The following is a 20,059-nucleotide window of genomic DNA, read 5'->3' on the forward strand; positions in this document are numbered from 1 at the left end:
TCAACTCTCTTGTGGGGCCGGTGCGGTGGCCCAGTCGGGCAGGTCCAGCGGGGTGCGTTGCAGGCCGATCCACTGGCGGCGGGTGAAGCCGGGCATCTGGTTCTCCGCGCCGTGCCGGGCGTGCGCGTCGTTGACGTGCACCTCGCCGGCCTGGAGTTGCTCGGCGACCCCGTAGCCGCGCATCAGGTCGCGGGTGAACACCGAGTTCATCAGCATCGGCAGGCCGTTCGTCAGCGCGACCGCCTCGGCCTCGGTGTCGACCGCGGTCACCGGGATGACCGGGCCGAAGACCTCCTCGCGGAAGGCCGGCATCCCGGGGGTGACGTCCGCGAGCACGGTGGGCCGGTAGAACAGCCCGTCGTGGCTGCCGCCGGTGACCAGCCGGGCGCCCATCGCCAACGACGGCTCCACGATGGTGCGATGCAGCCGGTCCACCTGCGCCGCGCTGATCAGCGGGCCCAGCGCGGTGCCCGGCTCGAAGGGGTCGCCGACCCGGAGGGCGGCGGCCCTTCGGGCGACCGCGGCCACGTAGTCGTCGGCGACCGCCCGCTGCACGATGTGACGGCTGGCGCTGATGCAGGTCTGGCCCTGGAACTCCAGCGAGGCCACCATCGCGCAGCTCGCGGCGAGTTCGATGTCGGCGTCGTCGAGCACCACGAAGGCGTTGGAGCCGCCGAGTTCGAGCCGGATGTCCCGCAACTCCCCCGCCGCGGCGCGGGCGATGGCCAGGCCCACCTCGCGCGATCCGGTGAAGTCGAGCATGTCCAGGCCCTGGTGGCGGGCGAGCGGCCAGCCGGCCTCCGGTCCCTCGCCGGTGACGACGTTGAACACCCCGGCCGGCAGCCGCGCGTGGTCCGCGGCGGCGGCGAGCACCTGCCCGCCGATCACCGGGGTCAGCTCCGCGGGCTTGAGCACGACGGTGTTGCCGAACGCGAGCCCCGGCGCCAGCGCCCGCATGGCCAGGTTCATCGGGTAGTTCCACGGGGTGATCAGGCCCAGCACGCCCAGCGGCACCGCCCGCGACAGCGACAGCTTGCCCGCCTTGTACGGCGGCAGGATGTCCCCCGCGTGCTCGCTGACCTGGACGGCGGACAGCGCGAGCTGGCGGACGGAGGTGCCCACCTCGTCCACCGCCTTGGCCCGCACCCCGCCGGTCTCGCGCATGCTCTGCTCGACCAGCTCGTCGTGGTGCGACTCCAGGTAGCCGCAGAAGTCCCGCAGGTACCCGGCCCGTTCGGGCGCCGAGAGCGCCGCCCAGCCGGGCTGCGCGGCCCGCGCGGCGGCGACCGCGCGGTCGACGTCCTCGGCCCCGCCGCGGGCGTACGTCCCGATCGGCCGCCCGGTCGCCTTCTCCTCGACGACCCCGGTCCTGCCGGAGGCGGCGGGCACGAACGCGCCGTCGATGTACAGCCGGCCGTCGCCGGGGTGGAAGGGCATACGGGCTCCAGGGGCAGGCAGCGGCAGGGGGCAGGAACGCGGCGGAACAGGGCAGCGTGGAACAGGGCAGGGCGGCGCGGGACGGCGTGCGGGGCCGTGCGGCCCCCGCGGCGGGAGGCCGCGGACACGTCTTTTTACGCGACTTAAACTAAGTAGCTATGGATGGGGGGTCAATCGTCCTGCGGGTAATTTCTTCGCCGGACGGGCCGGACGGGCCGGACGGGCCGGACGGGCCGGACGGGCCGGACGGGCCGGACGGGCCGGACGGGCCGGACAGGTCGGCGAACGCGCCCCGCGCGCCTACGTGCCGGAAGCCGTTCGGGCGCGGCCGCCCGCGGTGAGCAGTTCGTGCACCGGCAGGGTCGCCGCCCCCAGCGCGACCGCCTCGGGGCCGAGCCGGCCCATCTCCAGCACGGTGCCCGCCGCCATGTAGTCCAGCGTGTGGCGGCGCATCGCGTCGCGCACGGCGGGCAGCATGGCCGGCCCCATCGCGGCGCCGGCCCAGCCGGAGAGGATCACCCGGTCCGGGCTCAGCAGGTTGATCAGATTGGCGATGCCGATGCCGAGGTACTCGGCGGTCCGGCGCACGGTGTCGGCCGCGGGCCCCGGGGCGCCGGCGGCCGCGATCAGTTCGGCCAGCCGCCGTTCGGTGCCGGCCGCGGTCAGCTCCTGGGCGCCGGGCAGGCTTTCGTAGTGCTCCAGGATCGCGTCGGCGCCCACGTACGCCTCCAGGCAGCCGTGCGAGCCGCAGCGGCAGGGCGCGCCGCCCGCGGCGACCACGGTGTGCCCCCACTCGCTGGTCGTGCTGGTCACGCCACCCGGCGAGCCGGTCGCCACCGCGGCGCCGACGCCGACCGCGAGCAGCGCGACGATCGCCCGCTGCGCGCCGCGCCCCGCGCCCCGCCACATCTCGGCCTGGCCCAGCGTGCGGGCGCAGTTGTCCAGGTGCAGGGGCGCGGCGACGTGCGGGCGCAGCAACGCGTCGAAGGGCTCCCCCGACCAGCCCAGGGTGGGCGCGTGCACCAGCCCGTCGGGCAGTACGGTGCCGGGCACGCCGACGCCCACGCCGAGCAGCTCGGCCGGGTCGGCGCCCGCCCTCGCGGTGACCTCCTCGATGCCCGCGGTCACCAGACCGGCCAGCACCGCGGGGTCGGGGCGGCCCTCGTCCATCGGGTAGGTGGCGGTGGCCAGCGTCGCCAGGGTCCAGTCGAAGAGGCCGACCTGGACGTGCGTCTCGCCGATGTCGACGCCGACGACCTGCGCGTAACCCGGCCGCACCTCCAGCAGGGTGCGGGGGCGGCCGCCGTCGGAGTCCAGCAGCCCGGCCTCGGCGACCAGGCCCTCTGCGACCAGGTCGGTGACCACGTTGCTGACCGTGGCGGAGCTGAGGCCGGTCGCCCGCAGCAGGTCGAAGCGGCTGGCCGGGCCGTGCAGGTAGAGGCGGGTCAGCACGGACGTGCGGTTGTGCCGCCGGAGGTCCCTGGTCGTCCGGCCCACCTCGCGCTTCACCGGGGTCCCCCTCACGGGTTCGGGCTCGATGCCGGACGGCGCCGGCCGGGCCGCGCGCCGCGGCCCGCCGGCCCCTGCCTGGTAAGGGGCTGCGGCGCCGCTACGAGACACGGCACCCCCCGGTAGATCGCAGCACATGGCACATAGTGCCAGATCGCGGGCGCTCCCGACTCTGTGAGGGAGCGCTCTCCCAGCCGCCGCGCCGAGCGCCGCGCGGGCTCGTACCGAGCAGACCTCCGATGGCTGTCGAGGGTCGGTCTCCCCGGTGGGGCCGCCGACCCGGCAGCATCGGGCCGGGCTGCCTCCGGCCCGGCGGTCTCCGGCCGGGCGGTCTCCGGCCGGGCGGTATCCGGCCGGGCGGTATCCGGCCGGGCAGTCCGTCGGACACGGCCTGCACCGCGGTGGAGGTCGAGTTCGCCGTCCAGCTCCACCGCGAGCACCGTGGCGTGCGGGTGGAGGTGGGCAGCCGCGGGCGCGTCGATCCACAGCACCCCGGGCACCTCGTGCAGGCCGCCGGTTCATCGGAGGTGTTACCGGCTCGCACTGACCCTACGGGCGGCCGTGGAGGGCGACAATCCCGGGTTCGGAGGCGCCTCCCGCGGGTCAGGTCGCGGGAGGCGCCGGCTGCCGGGGTAATGCCCGCGGCGGCCGCATCCCGCAGCCGCCGGCTCTTGGGCCGCACCTCCGCCGCCTGGTCAGGCGAGCGGCCGGGAGAGCGGTTGCCGGGCGGCGGAGGGACCGGCGTGCAGGGTGTACGGGCCCGGGCGCGGCACCCACCGCTGCTCCTCGGGCGACCAGCGCTGGAAGGCGCGCGCCGCGATCCGCACCCGCGCCACCGCGCTCGCGCCGGGGTCCGCGTGGACGGCCGTGTACCCGGCGAGCCGCGGCCCGCCGTCGTCGTACCCGTCGGGCCCGGTGGTGAGGTAGACCTGCACCACCTCCCGGCCCGGCCGCGGCCCGGTGTTCCGCACGCGCACGCCGACCACGGCGCCGTCGGCGGCGGGGCCGCCGTGAGCCGCGGGGCCGCCCGGGGCGGCCCCGGAGTCCGCCGGCTGCACGTCCAGCCGCTCGTAGGACCAGGTGGTGTAGCCGAGCCCGTGGCCGAACCAGTAGGCGGGCGCGGCTCCCGCGCGCCGCCAGGCGCGGTGGCCGAGGTACGGGCCCTCGGCGTAGTCGAGCACGCCCGCCACCGGGGTGGTGGCGGGGAGCGGCGCGCCCTCGGCCCGAGCCGCCCAGGTGGTGGGGAGCCGGCCGCCGGGCTCCGCCCTGCCGAAGAGGACGTCGGCCAGGCCGAGTCCGGCCTCCTGACCGGGGAACCAGCTCAGCAGCAGCGCGGGAACGCTCTCCCGCCACGGCAGTTCCACCGGCCCGCCGGAGTTGACCACCACGACGGTCCTGGGGTTGGCGGCGGCGACCGCGGCGACCAGTTCGTCCTGCCGGCCGGGCAGGGCGAGCGAGGTGCGGTCGAAGCCCTCGCTCTCGATCTCGCCGGTGGTCCCGACCACGACGACCGCCGCGTCCGCGCCGCGGGCCGCCGCGACCGCCGCGTCCAGCAGCGCGTCCTCGTCGGGCCGCGGCGGGTCGGCGGCCAGCGCCACCGCCCGGCCGTGCGCCGGCTCCCAGCGGCGCACCGCCTCCAGCAGCAGTTCGTCGCCCGCCGCCACCTTGCGGACGGCGGTGCTGAACGACGGGGCCACGTGCACGTACGTCGGGTCCTCGGACTCGGGTACGACGTAGGTGTCGACCAGCGTCTCGCCGTCCGCGCGCAGCGTCACCGCGCCGAGGCCGACCACGGAGAACCGCCACTCCCCTGCGGTGGCGGTGGTCACCAGGGCGCTGACCTCGACGGCGGCGGCGCTCCCGGCGAGCGCCGGGGCGTCGCCCGACTCCAGCACGCTGCCGCTGAGCCGGTGCTCCGCGTGGATCTCGGCGCCGGCCGCGTCGAGGTAGCGGACGAGCACCCCGGGCTCCGCGGTGCGCGGGTTCCGGGCGTTGCCGGGGTGCAGCGGCGTGGGGCGGGTGGTGAGCAGCACGCCCTCGGCGTGCACGACCTCGGCGCCGCCGTGGGAGAGCGCTTCCCTGATGCCCGCGAGCGGCGAGACGACCGCGGCCGGGAAGACCGCCGCGCTGCCGCCGCCCTGGACGCGGGCGGCGGCGGCGTTCGGGCCGATCACCGCCACCTTCAACGCGGCCCTGCCCGGCGGGGCCTGGGCCGGCAGCGGCAGCAACTCCCCCTCGTTGCGCAGCAGGACGCACCCTGCGGCGACCGCGCGGCGCAGCAGCGCGCGGGCGTCGGCCGGCGCGGGCGCGGCCACCGGGCGCGGACCGGGGGCCGCGTCCAGCGCCCCGACCCGGGCGGCGAGCAGCAGCAGCCGCCGCACCTTGTCGTCGACCGCCTCCTGCGGCACCCTGCCGTCCCGCACCGCGGCCAGCAGCGGTTCGCCCCACAGCGGGTGGGGGCCCGGCATCGCGAGGTCCTGCGCGGCGCGGGCGGCCGCCACGGTGGAGCGCACCGCGCCCCAGTCGGAGACCACCACGCCGTCGAAGCCCCACGCTCCCTTCAACGGCTCGTCGAGCAGCGGGCTCTCGGACATGGTGACGCCGTTGACCCGGTTGTAGGCCGACATCACCGCCCACACGCCGGCCCGCACCGCCTCCTCGAAGGGCGCCATGTACACCTCGCGCAGGGTGCGTTCGCCGACCCGGGCGTCGAGGGTGAGCCGTTCGGTCTCGGAGTCGTTGGCCACGTAGTGCTTGGCGGTCGCGGCGACGCCGCCCGCCTGGACGCCGCGGATCAGCGCGGCGGCGGTGCGCGCGGTCAGCAGCGGGTCCTCGGAGTAGCACTCGAAGTGGCGGCCGGCGGCCGGGCTGCGGTGCAGGTTGAGGGTGGGCGCGAGGAGCACGTCGATGCCCTTCGCGCGGGCCTCCGCGGCCAGCAGGCCGCCGAGTTCGGTCACCAGTTCCTCGTCCCAGCTCGCGGCGAGCGCGGTCGGCGAGGGCAGGGCGAGCGAGGTGGCGCGTTCGTCCCAGCGTTCGCCGCGGACGCCGGCCGGGCCGTCGGAGAAGGTGACGGCCCGCAGCCCGATCGCCGGCTCCGCGGGCAGCCGGAAGGTCGCCGCGCCGGACAGCAGCCTGATCCTGGCGGGCAGGTCGAGCCGGGCGACGAGCGCGTCGAGCCGGTCGCGGCCGATGCCTGCCGGGCCACGGTCGCGGCCGCCGGGGTCGGCGTCGGCGGCGTCGTCCGTGGCGTCGTCGGCGTCGGTCATGGGCATCCTTTCGGAAGGCTCGGCGGGGAGCGGCTGCGCGCTCGGCGTGCGGAACCGGCGGGCGCCGGCCGGCGGCGCGCGGACCTGGCATCCGGGGCGGACAACCGAGATCGGAGAGCGCTCTCCGAGTCGACTCACTCTCAGGCCGAGGTCGATGCCGTGTCAACCCCGTGACCCGCCCGCAGGGCCGCGGGGCGGCGGGCGTCCGTCCGCAATCCCCGTCACTCTGACCCTATTTGGCAGCTAATGCCCGTTCGCCGCACGGCTCTCGCGTCCGATCTCTTGACACCCCGGAAATCGAGCGGCAACCATCGGGGCGACTGAGAGAGCGCTCTCCCATCCCCCAGCCTCCACCCGGGAGCGGCGCCTCACCGTCCTGCTGACCGTGCCTCACCGCCGTCCTTCCCCCGCTCCTCCCTCCCCCCTCAGGAGACCGGTATGAGAGCCTCGCCCGCCCGCGCCGCACGCTTCGGCGCCCTGCCGCCGCCGTTGCGCGTCGCCGTGCTCACCCTGATCGCCGTGGCCCTCGCGGTGTACGCCCTGGCGGCCCCCGCGCCGTCGGCGCACGCCGCCGACGCCCTGCTCTCGCAGGGCAGGCCGGCGACCTCCTCCAGCACCGAGGGCGCCGGCTACGCGGCGTCCGCCGCGGTGGACGGCAGCACGGCCACCCGGTGGGCCAGCGCCTGGAGCGACCCGCAGTGGCTGCAGGTGGACCTGGGGGCCACCGACACCCTCACCAAGGTCGTGCTGAACTGGGAGAACTACGCGACCGCGTACCAGATCCAGGTCTCCGACGACGCCTCGCACTGGACGCCGGTCTACTCGACGACCACCGGCACCGGCGGCGTCCAGACGCTCGACGTCACCGGCACCGGCCGCTACGTGCGGATGTACGGGACCACCCGGGTCAACGGGTACGGCTACTCCCTGTGGGAGTTCCAGGTCTACGGCAGCGCCGCGGGCACCACCGGCGGCACCTCCAGCGGCACCTCCAGCGGAACGTCGAGCGGCACGTCCAGCGGAGCGACCGGCGGCAGCACCACGGGCGGCGCCACCGGCGGTTCCACCACGCCGCCCGGCAACTGGACCACGGTGTGGAGCGACGACTTCAACGGCTCGGCGGGCTCCGCGCCCAACGGCGCCGACTGGACCGCGGACACCGGCACCTCGTACCCGGGCGGCGCCGCGCAGTGGGGCACCGGCGAGGTGGAGACGGCCACCAGCTCCCCGTCGAACCTGAGCCTGGACGGCAGCGGGCACCTGGCCATCACGGCGCTGAAGTCCGGATCGGCGTGGACCTCGGCGCGGGTGGAGACCCGGCGCAGCGACTTCGCGGCCCCGGCGGGCGGGCAGTTGCAGATCTCCGCGACGCTGAAGCAGCCGGACCCGGCCAAGGCGCTGGGCTACTGGCCGTCGTTCCGCGCGATGGGCGCCGGCTACCGCGGTGACACCACGACCTGGCCCGCGGTGGGCGAGAGCGACGTCATGGAGGACGTCAACGGCCGCAACCAGGTGTCGGCGACCCTGCACTGCGGGAGCGCGCCGAACGGCAACTGCCGCGAGTACAACGGCATGACGAGCGGTCTGGCGACCTGCGCCGGCTGCCAGAGCGGCTACCACACGTACTCCGAGGTGATCGACCGCAGCACCTCGGACGAGCAGATCCGCTGGTACCTCGACGGCCGGCAGATCTGGCAGGTCAGCGAGTCGCAGGTGGGCGTCTCGACCTGGAACGCCGCCGTGCACCACGGCGTGTACCTGGACTTCAGTCTGCGGATCGGCGGTTCGTACCCGAACGCGGTGTGCGGCTGCACCTCGCCCGGCGCCGACACGTCCTCCGGCGGCGTGCTGAGCATCGACAACGTGACGGTCTCGCAGGCCACCGGCACGGCGCCGGCGCCGCTGACCGACCCGTCGGTGCCGAGTGGCGCGAGCAACGTGCACGTGACCGGCTCGCAGGGCAACTGGCAGCTGACCGTGGACGGCAGGCCCTGGCAGGTCAAGGGCGTGACGTGGGGTCCCTCGACCTCGACGGCCGACGCGCACATGCGCGACCTGAAGGCGATGGGCGTCAACACCCTGCGCACCTGGGGCACCGACGCGAGCAGCAAGCCGCTGCTCGACCAGGCCGCCGCGTACGGGATGAAGGTGGTCAGCGGCTTCTGGCTCAACCAGGGCGCGGACTACGTCAACGACACGACGTACAAGACCAACACGCTCAACGACATCAAGAACTGGGTGACCACGTACAAGAACCATCCGGGTGTGCTCATGTGGGACGTCGGCAACGAGGTCATCCTCACCACGCAGGACCACTGGACGGGCGCCCAGATCGAGCAGCAGCGCGTCGCGTACGCGAAGTTCGTGGAGCAGGTGGCGCAGGCGATCCACGCGATCGACCCGAACCACCCGGTGACGTCGACCGACGCGTGGACCGGGGCGTGGCCGTACTACAAGCAGTACACGCCGTCGCTCGACCTGTACGCGGTGAACTCCTACGGCGCGGTGTGCAACGTCAGGCAGGACTGGATCAACGGCGGTTACAGCAAGCCGTACATCGTCACGGAGTCCGGTGAGGCCGGCGAGTGGGAGGTGCCGAACGACGCGAACGGCGTGCCGACGGAGCCGACCGAGACGCAGAAGCGGGACGGCTACGTCAACGCGTGGAACTGCATCGCCGGGCACACCGGGGTGGCGCTGGGCGCCACGATGTTCAACTACGGCGAGGAGAACGACTTCGGCGGGATCTGGTTCAACCTGACCCCGGAGGGCTGGAAGCAGCCGACGTACTACTCGGTGGCGCGGGACTACGGCGGCAGCCCGCAGGCGAACACGCCTCCGGTGATCGGTTCGATGACGGTGGGCAACGCCGCGTCGGTGCCGGCCGGCGGCACCTTCACGGTGAACGCGCCCGCCGCCGACCCCGACGGCGACCTGGTGCGCTACACGCTGATGTACACGTCGAAGTACGTGGACGGCGGTACGGGCCTGCAGCAGGTGACCTTCACGCAGACCGGTGACGGCGCCTTCACGGCGACCGCGCCGAAGACGCTCGGGGTGTGGAAGGTGTACGTGTACGCCTTCGACGGGCACGGCAACGTCGGGGTGGAGACCCGGTCGTTCCGGGTGGTCGCGCCGACGGTGGGCGGCACGAACGTGGCGCTGGGCCGGCCGGTGACGGCGTCGTCGTACCAGCAGACCGGCAACGGCGCGCCCTATCCGCCGTCCAACACCGTGGACGGCCGGTGGGACACCCGCTGGGCGAGCGACTGGAGCGACCCGCAGTGGCTGCAGGTCGACCTCGGCCAGGTGACCGCGGTCAAGCACGTGCAGCTGGGCTGGGAGTCGGCGTACGGCAAGGCATACCAGGTGCAGGTGTCGAACGACGGCAACGCCTGGTCGACCGTGTACACGACGTCGAGCGGCACCGGCGGCGTCGACACGCTCGACGTCAACGCCTCGGGCCGCTACGTGCGGGTGACGATGACCCAGCGCGGCACGGCGTACGGCTACTCGCTGTACGAGTTCGGAGTCTACGCCTAGGGTCCTCGCGAGGATCTCCTCGGCGTCGCCCGGTGGGGCGGGGTACGGCCGGCCTGTGGGGGGTCGGCCACCCCGCCCCATCAGGGGATTGTCCGGGAGAGCGCTCTCCTACGTGGTATAAAGGCGCTATGACGAGCAGCCGGCCACGCCTGCCGACCCTGGAAGATGTCGCCCGGTCCGCGGGGGTGTCGCGCGCGACGGTCTCCCGTGTGGTGAACGGGACCCGGAACGTGGACCCGGAGATCCAGCGGATCGTCCAGGAGGCGGTCGCCGCGACCGGCTACGTGCCCAATCGCGCGGCCCGTTCGCTGGTGACCCGCCGCACCGACTCGGTCGCCCTGGTGTTCTCGGTCCCCGACCACCACACCGCGAACGACCCCTTCCTCGGCAGGGTGTTCAGCGACCCGTTCTTCGGCAGGATCGTCGGCGGCCTGCTGACCGTGCTGCGCCCGCGCGGCGTGCACCCGGTGCTGATGCTCGCGGACTCCGAGGACGCGCGGCACGAACTGGTGGCGAACCTGCGGCAGGAGCACATCGACGGGGTGGTGCTGGTGTCGATAGCGCCGGGTGACTCGCTGCCGTTCCTGCTCACCGAGGCGGGCCTGCCGACGGTGCTGTTCGCCCGGCCGACCACGCCGCTGCCGATCAGCTTCGTCGACATCGCCCAGCAGGCCGGCGCCCGGCAGGCGGCGGACCGGCTGGTGGAGCGCGGCTGCCGGCGGATCGCGACGATCTCGGGGCCCTTCGACTCGCCCGCCGGCCAGGACCGGCTGGCGGGGTTCCGCAACGCGATGGCCGAGCACGGGCAGCCGTATGTGCCCAGCACCGAGGGCGGGTTCACCCAGGAGGGCGGCGAGCACGCGATGCGCGAGCTGCTCCGGGACCATCCCGACACCGACGGCGTGTTCGTGGCCAACGACCTGATGGCGCTGGGGGCGTTGCATGTGCTGCGGGACCTGGGCCGCCAGGTGCCGGACGACGTGGCGGTGGTCGGTTTCGACGACAGCAGCGCGGCGACGGCCTCGCGGCCGCTGCTGACCACGGTGCGCCAGCCGGTGGAGGACATGGCGGCGGAGATGGCGCGGCTGCTGATGGCGCTGATCGACGATGCGGCGCAGCAGACCCGGTCGGTGATCTTCAAGACGACGCTGGTGGTCCGCCAGTCGGCCTGACCGGCGCGGGGGGGAGCGGCCTGATCGGCCTGGTGCTGGCGGCCGGTCGGACGGCCGGTCAGCGGGCGGGTTCGCGGTCCTGCGGCGGCCGGCTGTCGCGGGGGACCGCGATGGCGGTGACGACCAGGCCGTCGTGGGCGATCCAGCGTCCGGTGAACACGTCGGGTCCCGTGCCCTCGGCGAGCAGCGGGCCGGGTATCAGCAACCGGGCGGTGTAGGTGCCGCGTTGGGCCGTCCCGGGAGCGGCGGGGCCGGGTTCGGCGACAGGGTCGCCGGGGTCGCCGCCGGGGTCGTCGTGGGTGAAGAGCAGTTCGGCCTCGGTGAACCCGAGCATCCGGCGGTGGTAGGGGTACCACGCCTTGTAGACGGTCTCCTTGGCGCTGAACAGCAGCCGGTCCCAGTGCACATGGGGCGCCCGCCCGCTCAGCGCGGCCAGGGCGGCGCGCTCCTCCTCGGTGGAGACGATGACGTCGAGGACGCCCTCGGGGAGCGGGCCGTGCGGCTCGGCGTCGATGCCGAGGGTGAGGACGTCGGCGGTGTGCGCGACGGCCGCGGCGCGGTAGCCGTCGCAGTGGGTGATGCTGCCGACGACCCCGTCGGGCCAGACCGGCGCGCCGCGTTCGGCGTCGCGCAGGATCGGCCCGGTCGCGCCGCACAGGTCGGCGAGCGCGGCGCGGGCGCAGGCGCGCCCCGCGGCGTACTCGGCCTGCCGCTTGGGCACCGCCTTGGCGATGGCGGGCGCCTCCTCGGGGTGCAGCGGGGCGCGGTCGAGTTCGTCGCCGTAGGCGACACGGGTGCGCACGGACGGGGGCACCAGCTGCTCGATCACGCGCGGGCCTCCTGGCGGCCGCCGAGGATCCGCCGGGGGCCCTGCGGCCCCGCCGGGCGGCCGCCCCACTCGCGCGGGTAGCCGAGGGAGACCTCGGTGAAGCGCACGCCGTCGCGCCAGATGGTGCGCGGGATGTGCAGATGGCCGTAGACGACCTCGGTGGCGTGGAAGCGGGTGTGCCAGTCCTCGGTCAGCTCGGTGCCGCACCACAGGGCGAAGGAGCGGTAGCGGAGCACGGCGGTGGGTTCGCGGTGCAGCGGCCAGTGGTTGGCGAGCACGGTGGGCAGCGCCGGGTCCAGGGCCCGCAGGCGGGCGGCGGTGGAGGCGACCCTGGCGCGGCACCAGTCGTCGATGCCGGGGAGCGGATCGGGGTGCAGCAGGTGCTCGTCGTTGCACACCACGCCGAGTTCGCGGGAGTGCGCGAGCGCCTGGGCCTTGGTGCGGGCGCCGGGGGTGCCGTCGCGCCAGGTGTAGTCGTAGAGCAGGAACAGCGGGCAGACGGCGACCGGGCCGTCGGGGCCCTCCCAGATCCGGTAGGGGTCCTCCGGGGTGGTCACGCCGAGCCCGCGCAGCTCCTCGACCAGGCGGTCGTAGCGCGGCTTGCCGCGCAGGGTGACCGGGTCGTTCGGGGGGGTCCACAGCTCGTGGTTGCCGGGCAGCCAGAGGACCTCGGCGAAGTGGCGTTTGAGGGTGGTCAGCGCCCAGAGGATATCGGTGAAGCGCTCTCCCACGTCTCCGGCGACGATCAGCCAGTCCTGGTCGGTCCCGGGCCGCATGCGCTCGACGATCGCGCGGTTCGCCTCGTAGCCGACGTGCAGGTCGCTGATCGCGAGGAGCTGCGCTCCCCCGGCGGCGGGGGCGGTCATCGCGGGTCCGTACGGTTCGCGTTGCGGATCATGGGATGAGACACAGGGGAATCCTCGCAGAGCTCTCCCCGGTGGGCCAACCCCTGTTCTTGCCCTGTCCGGCTCCGTGGGCGGGCGCCGGGCCGGCCCCCGCGGGCGGGCGCGGCGCCGGTGGCGGCGGTCAGCGGGCCCGCGGGGCGGGGCGTCAGGCGCGGTCGACGAGGACGGCCGAGCCCTGGCCGACGCCCACGCACATGGTGGCCAGGCCCCGGCGCGCGCCGGTGCGGCGCATCCGGTGCAGCAGGGTGGTGAGGATGCGGGCGCCGGAGCAGCCGAGCGGGTGGCCGAGCGCGATGGCGCCGCCGGTGGGGTTGACGATCTCCGGGTCGATGCCGAGGGCGCGGACCGAGGCCAGCGCCTGCGCGGCGAACGCCTCGTTGAACTCGGCCTCCTCGATCGAGTCGATGCCGCGGCCGAGCCGGTCCAGCACCCGGCGGGTCGCGGGGACCGGGCCGAGGCCCATCACGTCCGGGTGGACGCCGGCGCTGGCGCCCGCGGCGTAGCGGCCGAGCGATTCCAGGCCCAGCTCCGCCAGGGCGTCCTCGCCGACCAGCAGCAGCGCGGCGGCGCCGTCGTTCATCGGTGAGGAGTTGCCCGCGGTGACGGTGCCGTCCTTGCGGAAGACCGGCTTGAGGGCGGCGAGGCGCTCGGCGGTGGTGTCCTCCCGGATGGACTCGTCCTGGTGCACCACGACGCCGTCCGGGCGGGTGACGGGCAGGATCTCGGCGTCGAACAGCCCGTCCTTGCGGGCGGCGGCCGCGTTGCGGTGCGAGCGCAGCGCGAAGGCGTCCTGGTCGGCGCGGGAGACCGCGTGGCGCGCGGCGACCTCCTCCGCGGTCTCGCCCATGGAAAGCACGCCGTGGAGTTCGGCCATGCGGGGGTTGGTCAGCCGCCAGCCGAGCCGGGTGTCGTACGTCTCCAGGGCCCGCGGCAGCGCCTCGTCCGGCCTGGCCAGGACGAAGGGGGCGCGGCTCATCGACTCCGAGCCGCCGGCGACCACGATGTCGGCCTCTCCCGCGGCGATCATGCGGGCGGCGGAGGTGACCGCTTCCATGCCGGACGCGCAGAGCCGGTTGACGGTCGCGCCGGGCACCGAGTCGGGGAGGCCGGCCAGGAGCACGGCCATCCTGGCGACGTTGCGGTTGTCCTCGCCGGCCTGGTTGGCGGCGCCCCAGTAGACGTCGTCGATCCTGGCCGGGTCCAGCGCCGGGACGTCGGCGAGCAGGCCGCCGAGGACGGTGGCGGCCAGGTCGTCGGGCCGGATCGCGGAGAGCGCTCCCCGGAGCCGGCCGATCGGGGTGCGGCGGGCGGCGGCGAAGTGGACTGGGCGCATCGCTGGCTCCTCGTGGGGCGGGTCGGACGGGCGGCGGCCACGCGGCGCGGCGGCTTACGGGCGGGCGGGCGGGCGCGTCGGCAGCGTGCGGGTCGGCATGCGGGGTGCCGCACGCACGGGTGGCGGCCGGCGGGTGGCCGGCCGTCCCCGGCAAACTAGCACTGCAAGTTTACGGGGGCGAGGGTCTCCCCCGCCCCGCGCCGGGCCCGGCCGGCAGGCCGGCGTGCACCCGGGCCAGCAGTGCGTGCAGTTGGCGGCGCTCGGCCGGGTCGAGAGGCGCGAGCACCGCGTCCTGGACCTCACCCGCACGCACGGTGAGTCCGTCCAGGGCAGCGCGGCCCGGCTGCGTCAGGCTGATCACGACCCGCCGCCGGTCCGCGGGGTCGCGGGCCCGCTCCACCCAGCCGGGCGCGGCCAGCTCGTCGACCACCTTCACCACGTCGCTGGGGTCGATCGCCAGCCGCACGGACAGTTCGCGCTGGGCGTGCGGGCCGAAGTCGGCGAGCGCGGCGAGCACCGCCATATGCCACAACCGCATCCCCTGCCCGGCGAGTTCGGCGGCGAAGGCGGTACGGGCCGCCTTGCCGGTCCGCGACAGCAGGTAGGTGGTGAGTCCGGTGAGCGTCGGAGGCGCCGCCCGGGGGCCGGCGCCCTCCGGCGCCCGCGTCGCATCGTTCATGGCCGTCATTGTAGGGTCATCCCCATGATGGGTGTGCACCCACCATTTTTCCACCCCTCGCATCGCCCGCCGCTGATTCCTTCGGCCGCTCCGGGAGGACCACCATGGACGCGCTCCATCCCCGCCTGCTCACCGGCGACTTCGCCGCCGCCTTCCGCTTCTACGACGCGGTGCTGCCGCCGCTGGTCGGCGCCGTCCGCACCAGGGGTGACGAGGCCGGGCCGTACGCGAGCTGGGACGTCGGCGGCCAGGGCGCGGTGATGCTGCTCGACCGGGTGGCGCTGGCCGCGGTGCTCGGCGCCGGACGGGGCAGCGCGGACGACGCGGACGACGCGGGCGGCGCGGACGGCGCGTGCGGTCCTGCCGACCGGGCGATGCTGGTGAGCAGGGTTCCGGACGTGGCCGCGGCGTACGAGCTGTGTCTGCGCCACGGCGCCGCCCCGGTGGCGGCGCCGGCCGCGCGGCCGCAGTGGGGTCCGACCCTGCGGACCGCGCACGTCCGCGACCCGGAGGGCAACCTGCTGGAGCTCCAGTCCTACTGACCGGCCGCCGGCTCCGGCGCGAGACGGGTGAGCCTGTCGGGGTTGAGGACGGCGGACAGCGTGTGGATGCGGTTGTCGCGGACGTCCGGCAGCGTGAGCCGGTCCTTCCCGTCGAGGGAGGTCCGCAGCGCCGGCCGGCCGTTCGGCGGCGCGGTGGTGTAGCCGGCGGCGGTTCGCGACGCCGACGCCGACGCCGACGATCCGGGCGGCTTCCTCGTACGGCGGTTCGAACGCCTCGCGCGGCACGAACACCGCCCGTTCGGGCGGGGTGAGCCGCTCCATCAGGCGCAGCGTGGCGTAGGAGAGGGTGTCGCGCGGTTCCGCGGTGTCCAGTGGGCCGGCCGCGCGGGTGTCCACCGGCTCCGGCAGCCACGGGCCGACGTACGCCTCGCGGGTCGCGCGCGCCGAGCGCAGCTGGTCGAGGGCGAGCCGGGAGGCGACGGTGACCAGGAAGGCGCGCGGGTCGTGCACCTTCTCGCGGCCGGCGCGGGTCCAGCGCGGATACGCCCTCCGGCACCACGTCCTCGGCGTCCCACATGCTGCCGAGCAGGCGGGAGGCGAGGCCGAGGAGCACCGGCCGGCGCTCCTCGGACACCGCCTCGGGCGCGGCGGACGGCGCGGTCGCGCTCAGCCGTCGCGGCGGCCGTACAGGCGCTCCATGTCGCGCCGGTCGCGCTTGGTCGGGCGGCCGGCGCCGCGGTCGCGCACGCCCAGCGCCAGGACGTCGGCGCGCGGGGGCGGCGGCGGGCTGTTGTCGACGTAGCACTCCGCGGCGACGGGAGGGCCGACACGCTTGGCGATCAGGCGCTGGACGACCACGACGCGTTCGCGTCCCGCGTGGTGCAGGCGGACCTCGTCGCCGACCTTCACGGACTGCGCGGGTTTGACGCGCTCGCCGTTGACCCGTACGTGGCCCGCACGGCACGCGGTGGCGGCGAGGGACCGGGTCTTGGTCAGGCGCACGCACCAGATCCACGCGTCGACGCGGACGGCGGCGGTCTTGTCCGTCGGGGCTCCAGCCATGCTCCGAGCGTATGGCCTGCGGCCTGCGGGGCGGAAACGGGTTGGCGCCTCCCCGCGCGGCGGGCGGCGCGACACCGAGCCGGTGCGAAGGCGGCAGCGCCGCAACGGCGAGCACCGCACCCCGCGCACGCATCCCGCGCGCGGGATGCGTCGGCGGGGGACCTTGGCCGACCTGCCGCCGCGCCTTCGGCCGACGCGCCGGCTCCCGCACGCGCCGGGTCGCGTCAGGTTCGGCCGTCACCGCCTGTCCGGTGGTTCACCCGGACGCGCGACGTGCCCCGCCGGCGCCGCGCGCAGGTCGGCGCCCCGGCACGGGCGAACCGGCCGGGACAGCAGAGCAGCGGCAGGGCTGGGCGCGGAGGGTTCAGCGGCCGAGGACGGTGCCGCCGTTGATGTGGGGGATCTGGCCGGTGACGTAGGCGGCGGCCGGAGACGCGAGGTAGCGGATGGCCGCGGCGATCTCGTCGGGGTGACCCGGCTTGCCGGTCAGGGTGCCGGCGACGCGGGTGGCGACGAACTGAGGAGTGGCGCGGTCACCGAAGAACTCGGTGCCGCCGACGTATCCGGGGGCGACGGCGTTGGCGGTGATGCCGTCGGCGCCGAGCCGCTGGGCGAGTTCGTAGGTGTAGGCGTGGACGGCCGCCTTCGCGCCGCCGTACGAGCCGGGGCCGCGGACCGCCGCGATCGAGGACAGGTGGACGATCCGGCCGCCGGGGCGGCGCAGATGGGGCAGCAGCGCCTCGGTGAGCAGGACCGCGGTGAGCACGTTCGCGGCGAAGTTGCGGCGGTATCCGTCGGCGATGCCTTCGAGGGTGCCGTCGTCGTCGAAGGCCACGTTGCCGCCGGCGTTGGTGACCACGACGTCGACGGGACCGTCCTGGGCGAGGCGTGCGACGGCGGCCCTCACCTGGTCGGGCTCGCTCAGGTCGGCGGTCTGGAAGTCGGCGCTGCCGGGGCCGTACAAGTCGGACAGTTCGGCGACGGCGTCGCGCAGCACGTCCTCGCGGCGGCCGATGACGGTCACCCGGTCGCCGTCGGCGGCGAACGCGGCCGCCGTGGCCTTGCCGATGCCCGTGCCGCCGCCGGAGACGACGATCCTGCGTGGTGTGGTGGTGTCGGTCACCGGGCCAGCGTAGGCGCAGATGATCGCCGGCGAGACTTCTGCGGGACGCCGACTCCCTTGCGCACCACGCGAACCGCGCGGACCGCGCGTAATCTCCCCGCGCCGCCGGGAGAGGCGGTCCGCCGCGGGGCCGTGGGGCGGACCCGGGCGGACCCGGCGCGTGTTCCCGGCTGCCGCGCGGGCTCCCGGGCCGCCCGCCGATGCCGTTGGCGCAGTGATCGTTAAGTGGGATTTAATGCCGGGAACAAACGATTCTGCGCAACACTGCCCCGGACCGGCCCCCTTGGACCGGCCCGCGTACGGAGAGGAACGGAGGCCGGCGTGGAGCGATACGAGATGGAGACGTTCCTGGCGCTGGCCGACGAGCTGCACTTCGGCCGGACCGCGGTGCGGCTGCGGGTGACCACCGCGCGCGTCAGCCAGGTGATCGGCAAGCTGGAACGCCGCGTCGGGGCGCCGCTGTTCGAGCGGACCAGCCGCAGCGTGGCGCTGACGCCGATCGGGCAGCGGCTGCACGACGACCTCAGGCCCGCGTTCGATCGGCTCGAAGCCGCTCTGGCGGCCGCGGTAGCGGCCGGGCGCGGGGTCAGCGGGACGCTGCGCGTGGGCTTCGTCGGGGCGGCCGCGGAGCAGTTGATGGTCCGGGCCACCGACGCCTTCCGGCTGCGCCACCCGGGCTGCGAGGTGGCGGTCCGCGAGGCGCCGATGGACGAGGCGCTGGCCCGGCTGCGGGCCGACACGCTCGACGTGCTGATCGCCTGCCTGCCGCTGGCCGGGCCCGACCTGGCGAACGGGCCGGTGCTGCTGTCGGAGCCGCGGATGCTCGCGGTGCCGGCCGGGCACGCCTTCGCCGCGCGCGGCTGGGTGTCGGTGGAGGACCTGGCGCGGGTGGAGGTGCTGCAGGCGCCGTGCTCGCTGCCCGACCACTGGCGGGAGCCGGGGTCGCCGCGGCTGACGCCGGGCGGCCTGGCCATCGAGGCGGGGCGCTCGGCCGCCACCTTCCCGGAGATCCTGGCGATGGTCGGGGCCGGTCTCGGCGTCTTCCCGGTCGGCGCGCACGCCACCCGGGCGTACGAGCGCTCCGACGTGACGTTCGTGCCGTTCCACGACACGCCGCCGCTGGACTGGGGTCCGGTGTGGCGCGCGTCGCGGGTGAACGCGCGCATCCGGGCGTTCGCGGAGGCCGCCGCGCCCGCGCCGCGGGCGGTGCGCGCCTGAACCGCGGGCGGCGGCCGGCCTCGGCGGCGGCCGCCGCCGCGGGTGCGCCCGGGTACGCGCTCACCTGCCGTAGACGGCCACGAAGTCGCGGGTCGCGGTGGTGTAGTAGCGGTCCGGCGGGTCCTCGAAGTCGAGGATGTTGGTGGGCTTGGGGTCGGACGGGTCGGCGGTGCCGTCGTAGGACATGAAGGACGGCCAGGCGCGGTTCATGTCCAGCGGCATGGCGCGGACCGCGCCCGCCCGCTGCATCAGTTCGGCGAGCGTCCGGGCGTTCAGGGCCTGGCCGACGACCATGACGACGTCGCCCTCGGCGGTCACGCCGACGCCCGAGCGCGGCACGAACATCCGGCTCTGGTCGCTGACGCCCCACTTGGAGTCGTCGTCGATGTCGGGCACGACCCGGCCGCCGTCCACCATCAGCTCCAGGCACTGGCGGACGCCGACGACCTCGGGCGTCATGCGGGCGTCCCGTCCCCAGGCGCCGATCCTGATCGAGCCGTCGCGGTAGAAGACCTCGGAGGCGGTGCCGTCGCGCAGCTCGCCGTCGGTCTTGCCGTCGAGGTAGAAGCCGCCGCGCGAACCGCCGTCGGTGATCCGGAAGCCGCCGTTCCAGGTGGCGACGAGCCCGGTGCGCTGCCCCTCGGGGATGGTGGGCGGCACGTCGAAGGTGCCGCCGGGCTCACGCGCCCCCGGGTGCAGCTGGAAGCGCGCGTGTCTTCCGCTGACCCACGCGACCGCCGCCTCGTACGAGGTGTGGTCGCCGTCCGGGCGCACATAGGTGCCCTGGACGATGGGCTCGCCGTGGGCGGTGGCCAGCGTGCGGTAGACGCCCTCGCCCGGGAGCGCCGGGCTGACCGGGGGCTTCATCGGGGCGCGCAGCGGGACCAGCGGCGAGGCGGCGACGTGCGCGGGCACCGGGACGGCGGGGGCGGTGTCGTTCATCCTGGCCAGCGCGTCGGCGGAGAGCCGGCCGCCGACCTCGGGCGGGTCGAGCCGGTACTGCCAGTCCTCCAGCCGGTCGACGACGAAGCCGAGTTCGTGGTCGCGGGCCCATTCGGCGAGGCGGGCCTGGGTGCTGTCCTTGCCCGGGTAGGTGAGGGCGTTGCCGACCGACCAGCCGAGCGTCCCCGTGCAGACCACGAGCACGCCGAGGACGCCCCGGGTGGTGAGGCTCCTGCGGCGGCGCTGGGCCGGGCTGAGGTCGCGCCGGTGCTTCCAGGGCAGCAGTCGCCGGCGGCGGCGCCCCGGGCCGCCTTGCGCGCCGCCGGCCCCGCCGTCCGCCTCCTCGGGGTCCTGCTGCACCTCGGTGATCTGGCCGCCCTGGGTCATGGTGTCCCTTCCTCCGATCGGCCCATATTTATCCGATTAACTGCTTTATGTCCGACCGAGGAGAGGACACGCCCGCGCGTCGCCGAAATGCACCCGGCCGCCGTATCGGCGAGGCCCGTCTGGCCCGCATCCGCCCACCTCGTGCCCCCAG

At 75.2% G+C, this 20,059-nt stretch carries 14 protein-coding genes and 1 pseudogene; 4 read left to right on the forward strand and 11 right to left on the reverse strand.

Translation table 11 applies throughout. From position 1 onward, the window contains the following. From V2S66_RS10340 to V2S66_RS10355, 4 genes and pseudogenes are all read right to left on the reverse strand, one after another. The gene (locus V2S66_RS10340) at positions 1-1,437 is read right to left on the reverse strand and encodes an aldehyde dehydrogenase family protein (RefSeq protein ID WP_330794291.1); all 1,437 of its coding nucleotides are present in this window, start codon (positions 1,435-1,437) and stop codon (positions 1-3) included. Between the two features lie 300 nt (positions 1,438-1,737). Next, complete coding sequence (locus V2S66_RS10345) at positions 1,738-2,946, reverse strand: ROK family transcriptional regulator (RefSeq protein ID WP_330794292.1); 1,209 nt, start codon at positions 2,944-2,946, stop codon at positions 1,738-1,740. A 386-nt stretch (positions 2,947-3,332) separates the two neighbouring features. Next, positions 3,333-3,464, reverse strand: a pseudogene (locus tag V2S66_RS10350) (alpha-L-fucosidase); the annotation flags it as partial. 177 nt (positions 3,465-3,641) lie between these two features. Then, positions 3,642-6,212: a glycoside hydrolase family 3 C-terminal domain-containing protein gene (locus V2S66_RS10355; RefSeq protein ID WP_330794293.1), complete on the reverse strand. Its 2,571-nt coding sequence runs from the start codon at positions 6,210-6,212 to the stop codon at positions 3,642-3,644. Between the two features lie 438 nt (positions 6,213-6,650). Here V2S66_RS10355 and V2S66_RS10360 point away from each other — a divergent pair, with 438 nt between their 5' ends. Further along, the gene (locus V2S66_RS10360; RefSeq protein ID WP_330794294.1) at positions 6,651-9,755 is read left to right on the forward strand and encodes a discoidin domain-containing protein; all 3,105 of its coding nucleotides are present in this window, start codon (positions 6,651-6,653) and stop codon (positions 9,753-9,755) included. A gap of 128 nt (positions 9,756-9,883) precedes the next feature. Continuing rightward, on the forward strand, positions 9,884-10,927 hold the full coding sequence (locus V2S66_RS10365; protein WP_330794295.1) for a LacI family DNA-binding transcriptional regulator: 1,044 nt from the start codon (positions 9,884-9,886) through the stop codon (positions 10,925-10,927). Positions 10,928-10,985: 58 nt separating this feature from the next. Here V2S66_RS10365 and V2S66_RS10370 read toward each other — a convergent pair whose 3' ends face one another. The 4 genes from V2S66_RS10370 to V2S66_RS10385 form a co-directional block, all read right to left on the reverse strand. Then, positions 10,986-11,756 carry a 4'-phosphopantetheinyl transferase family protein gene (locus V2S66_RS10370; RefSeq protein ID WP_330794296.1) on the reverse strand — a complete coding sequence of 257 codons (771 nt, stop codon included), beginning with the start codon at positions 11,754-11,756 and terminating at the stop codon, positions 10,986-10,988. Next, positions 11,753-12,622, reverse strand: a complete 870-nt coding sequence (locus V2S66_RS10375) for a metallophosphoesterase family protein (RefSeq protein ID WP_330794297.1) — start codon at positions 12,620-12,622, stop codon at positions 11,753-11,755. Before V2S66_RS10375 ends, V2S66_RS10370 begins: the two co-directional genes overlap by 4 nt. A 184-nt stretch (positions 12,623-12,806) precedes the next feature. Then, entirely contained in the window at positions 12,807-13,994 is a 1,188-nt protein-coding gene (locus tag V2S66_RS10380) for a thiolase family protein (protein ID WP_330794298.1), read from the reverse strand. Positions 13,995-14,163: 169 nt separating this feature from the next. Further along, entirely contained in the window at positions 14,164-14,673 is a 510-nt protein-coding gene (locus V2S66_RS10385; protein ID WP_330794299.1) for a MarR family winged helix-turn-helix transcriptional regulator, read from the reverse strand. Between the two features lie 104 nt (positions 14,674-14,777). On the opposite strand from V2S66_RS10385, the gene V2S66_RS10390 reads away from it, so the two are divergent. Beyond that, positions 14,778-15,215: a VOC family protein gene (locus V2S66_RS10390; protein WP_330794300.1), complete on the forward strand. Its 438-nt coding sequence runs from the start codon at positions 14,778-14,780 to the stop codon at positions 15,213-15,215. 627 nt (positions 15,216-15,842) lie between these two features. On the opposite strand, the gene V2S66_RS10395 is transcribed toward V2S66_RS10390, so the two are convergent. Beyond that, complete coding sequence (locus tag V2S66_RS10395) at positions 15,843-16,238, reverse strand: RNA-binding S4 domain-containing protein (RefSeq protein ID WP_330794301.1); 396 nt, start codon at positions 16,236-16,238, stop codon at positions 15,843-15,845. 364 nt (positions 16,239-16,602) lie between these two features. Further along, positions 16,603-17,361, reverse strand: a complete 759-nt coding sequence (locus V2S66_RS10400; protein WP_330794302.1) for an SDR family NAD(P)-dependent oxidoreductase — start codon at positions 17,359-17,361, stop codon at positions 16,603-16,605. 321 nt (positions 17,362-17,682) lie between these two features. On the opposite strand from V2S66_RS10400, the gene V2S66_RS10405 reads away from it, so the two are divergent. Further along, positions 17,683-18,579: a LysR family transcriptional regulator gene (locus V2S66_RS10405; protein ID WP_330794303.1), complete on the forward strand. Its 897-nt coding sequence runs from the start codon at positions 17,683-17,685 to the stop codon at positions 18,577-18,579. Between the two features lie 60 nt (positions 18,580-18,639). Here V2S66_RS10405 and V2S66_RS10410 read toward each other — a convergent pair whose 3' ends face one another. Then, positions 18,640-19,908, reverse strand: coding sequence for a phosphodiester glycosidase family protein (locus tag V2S66_RS10410; RefSeq protein ID WP_330794304.1), 1,269 nt, complete (start codon positions 19,906-19,908; stop codon positions 18,640-18,642). Between the last annotated feature and the right edge of the window lie 151 nt (positions 19,909-20,059).

The sequence above is a fragment of the Actinacidiphila polyblastidii genome (assembly GCF_036353415.1).
Lineage (GTDB): Bacteria > Actinomycetota > Actinomycetes > Streptomycetales > Streptomycetaceae > Actinacidiphila > Actinacidiphila polyblastidii.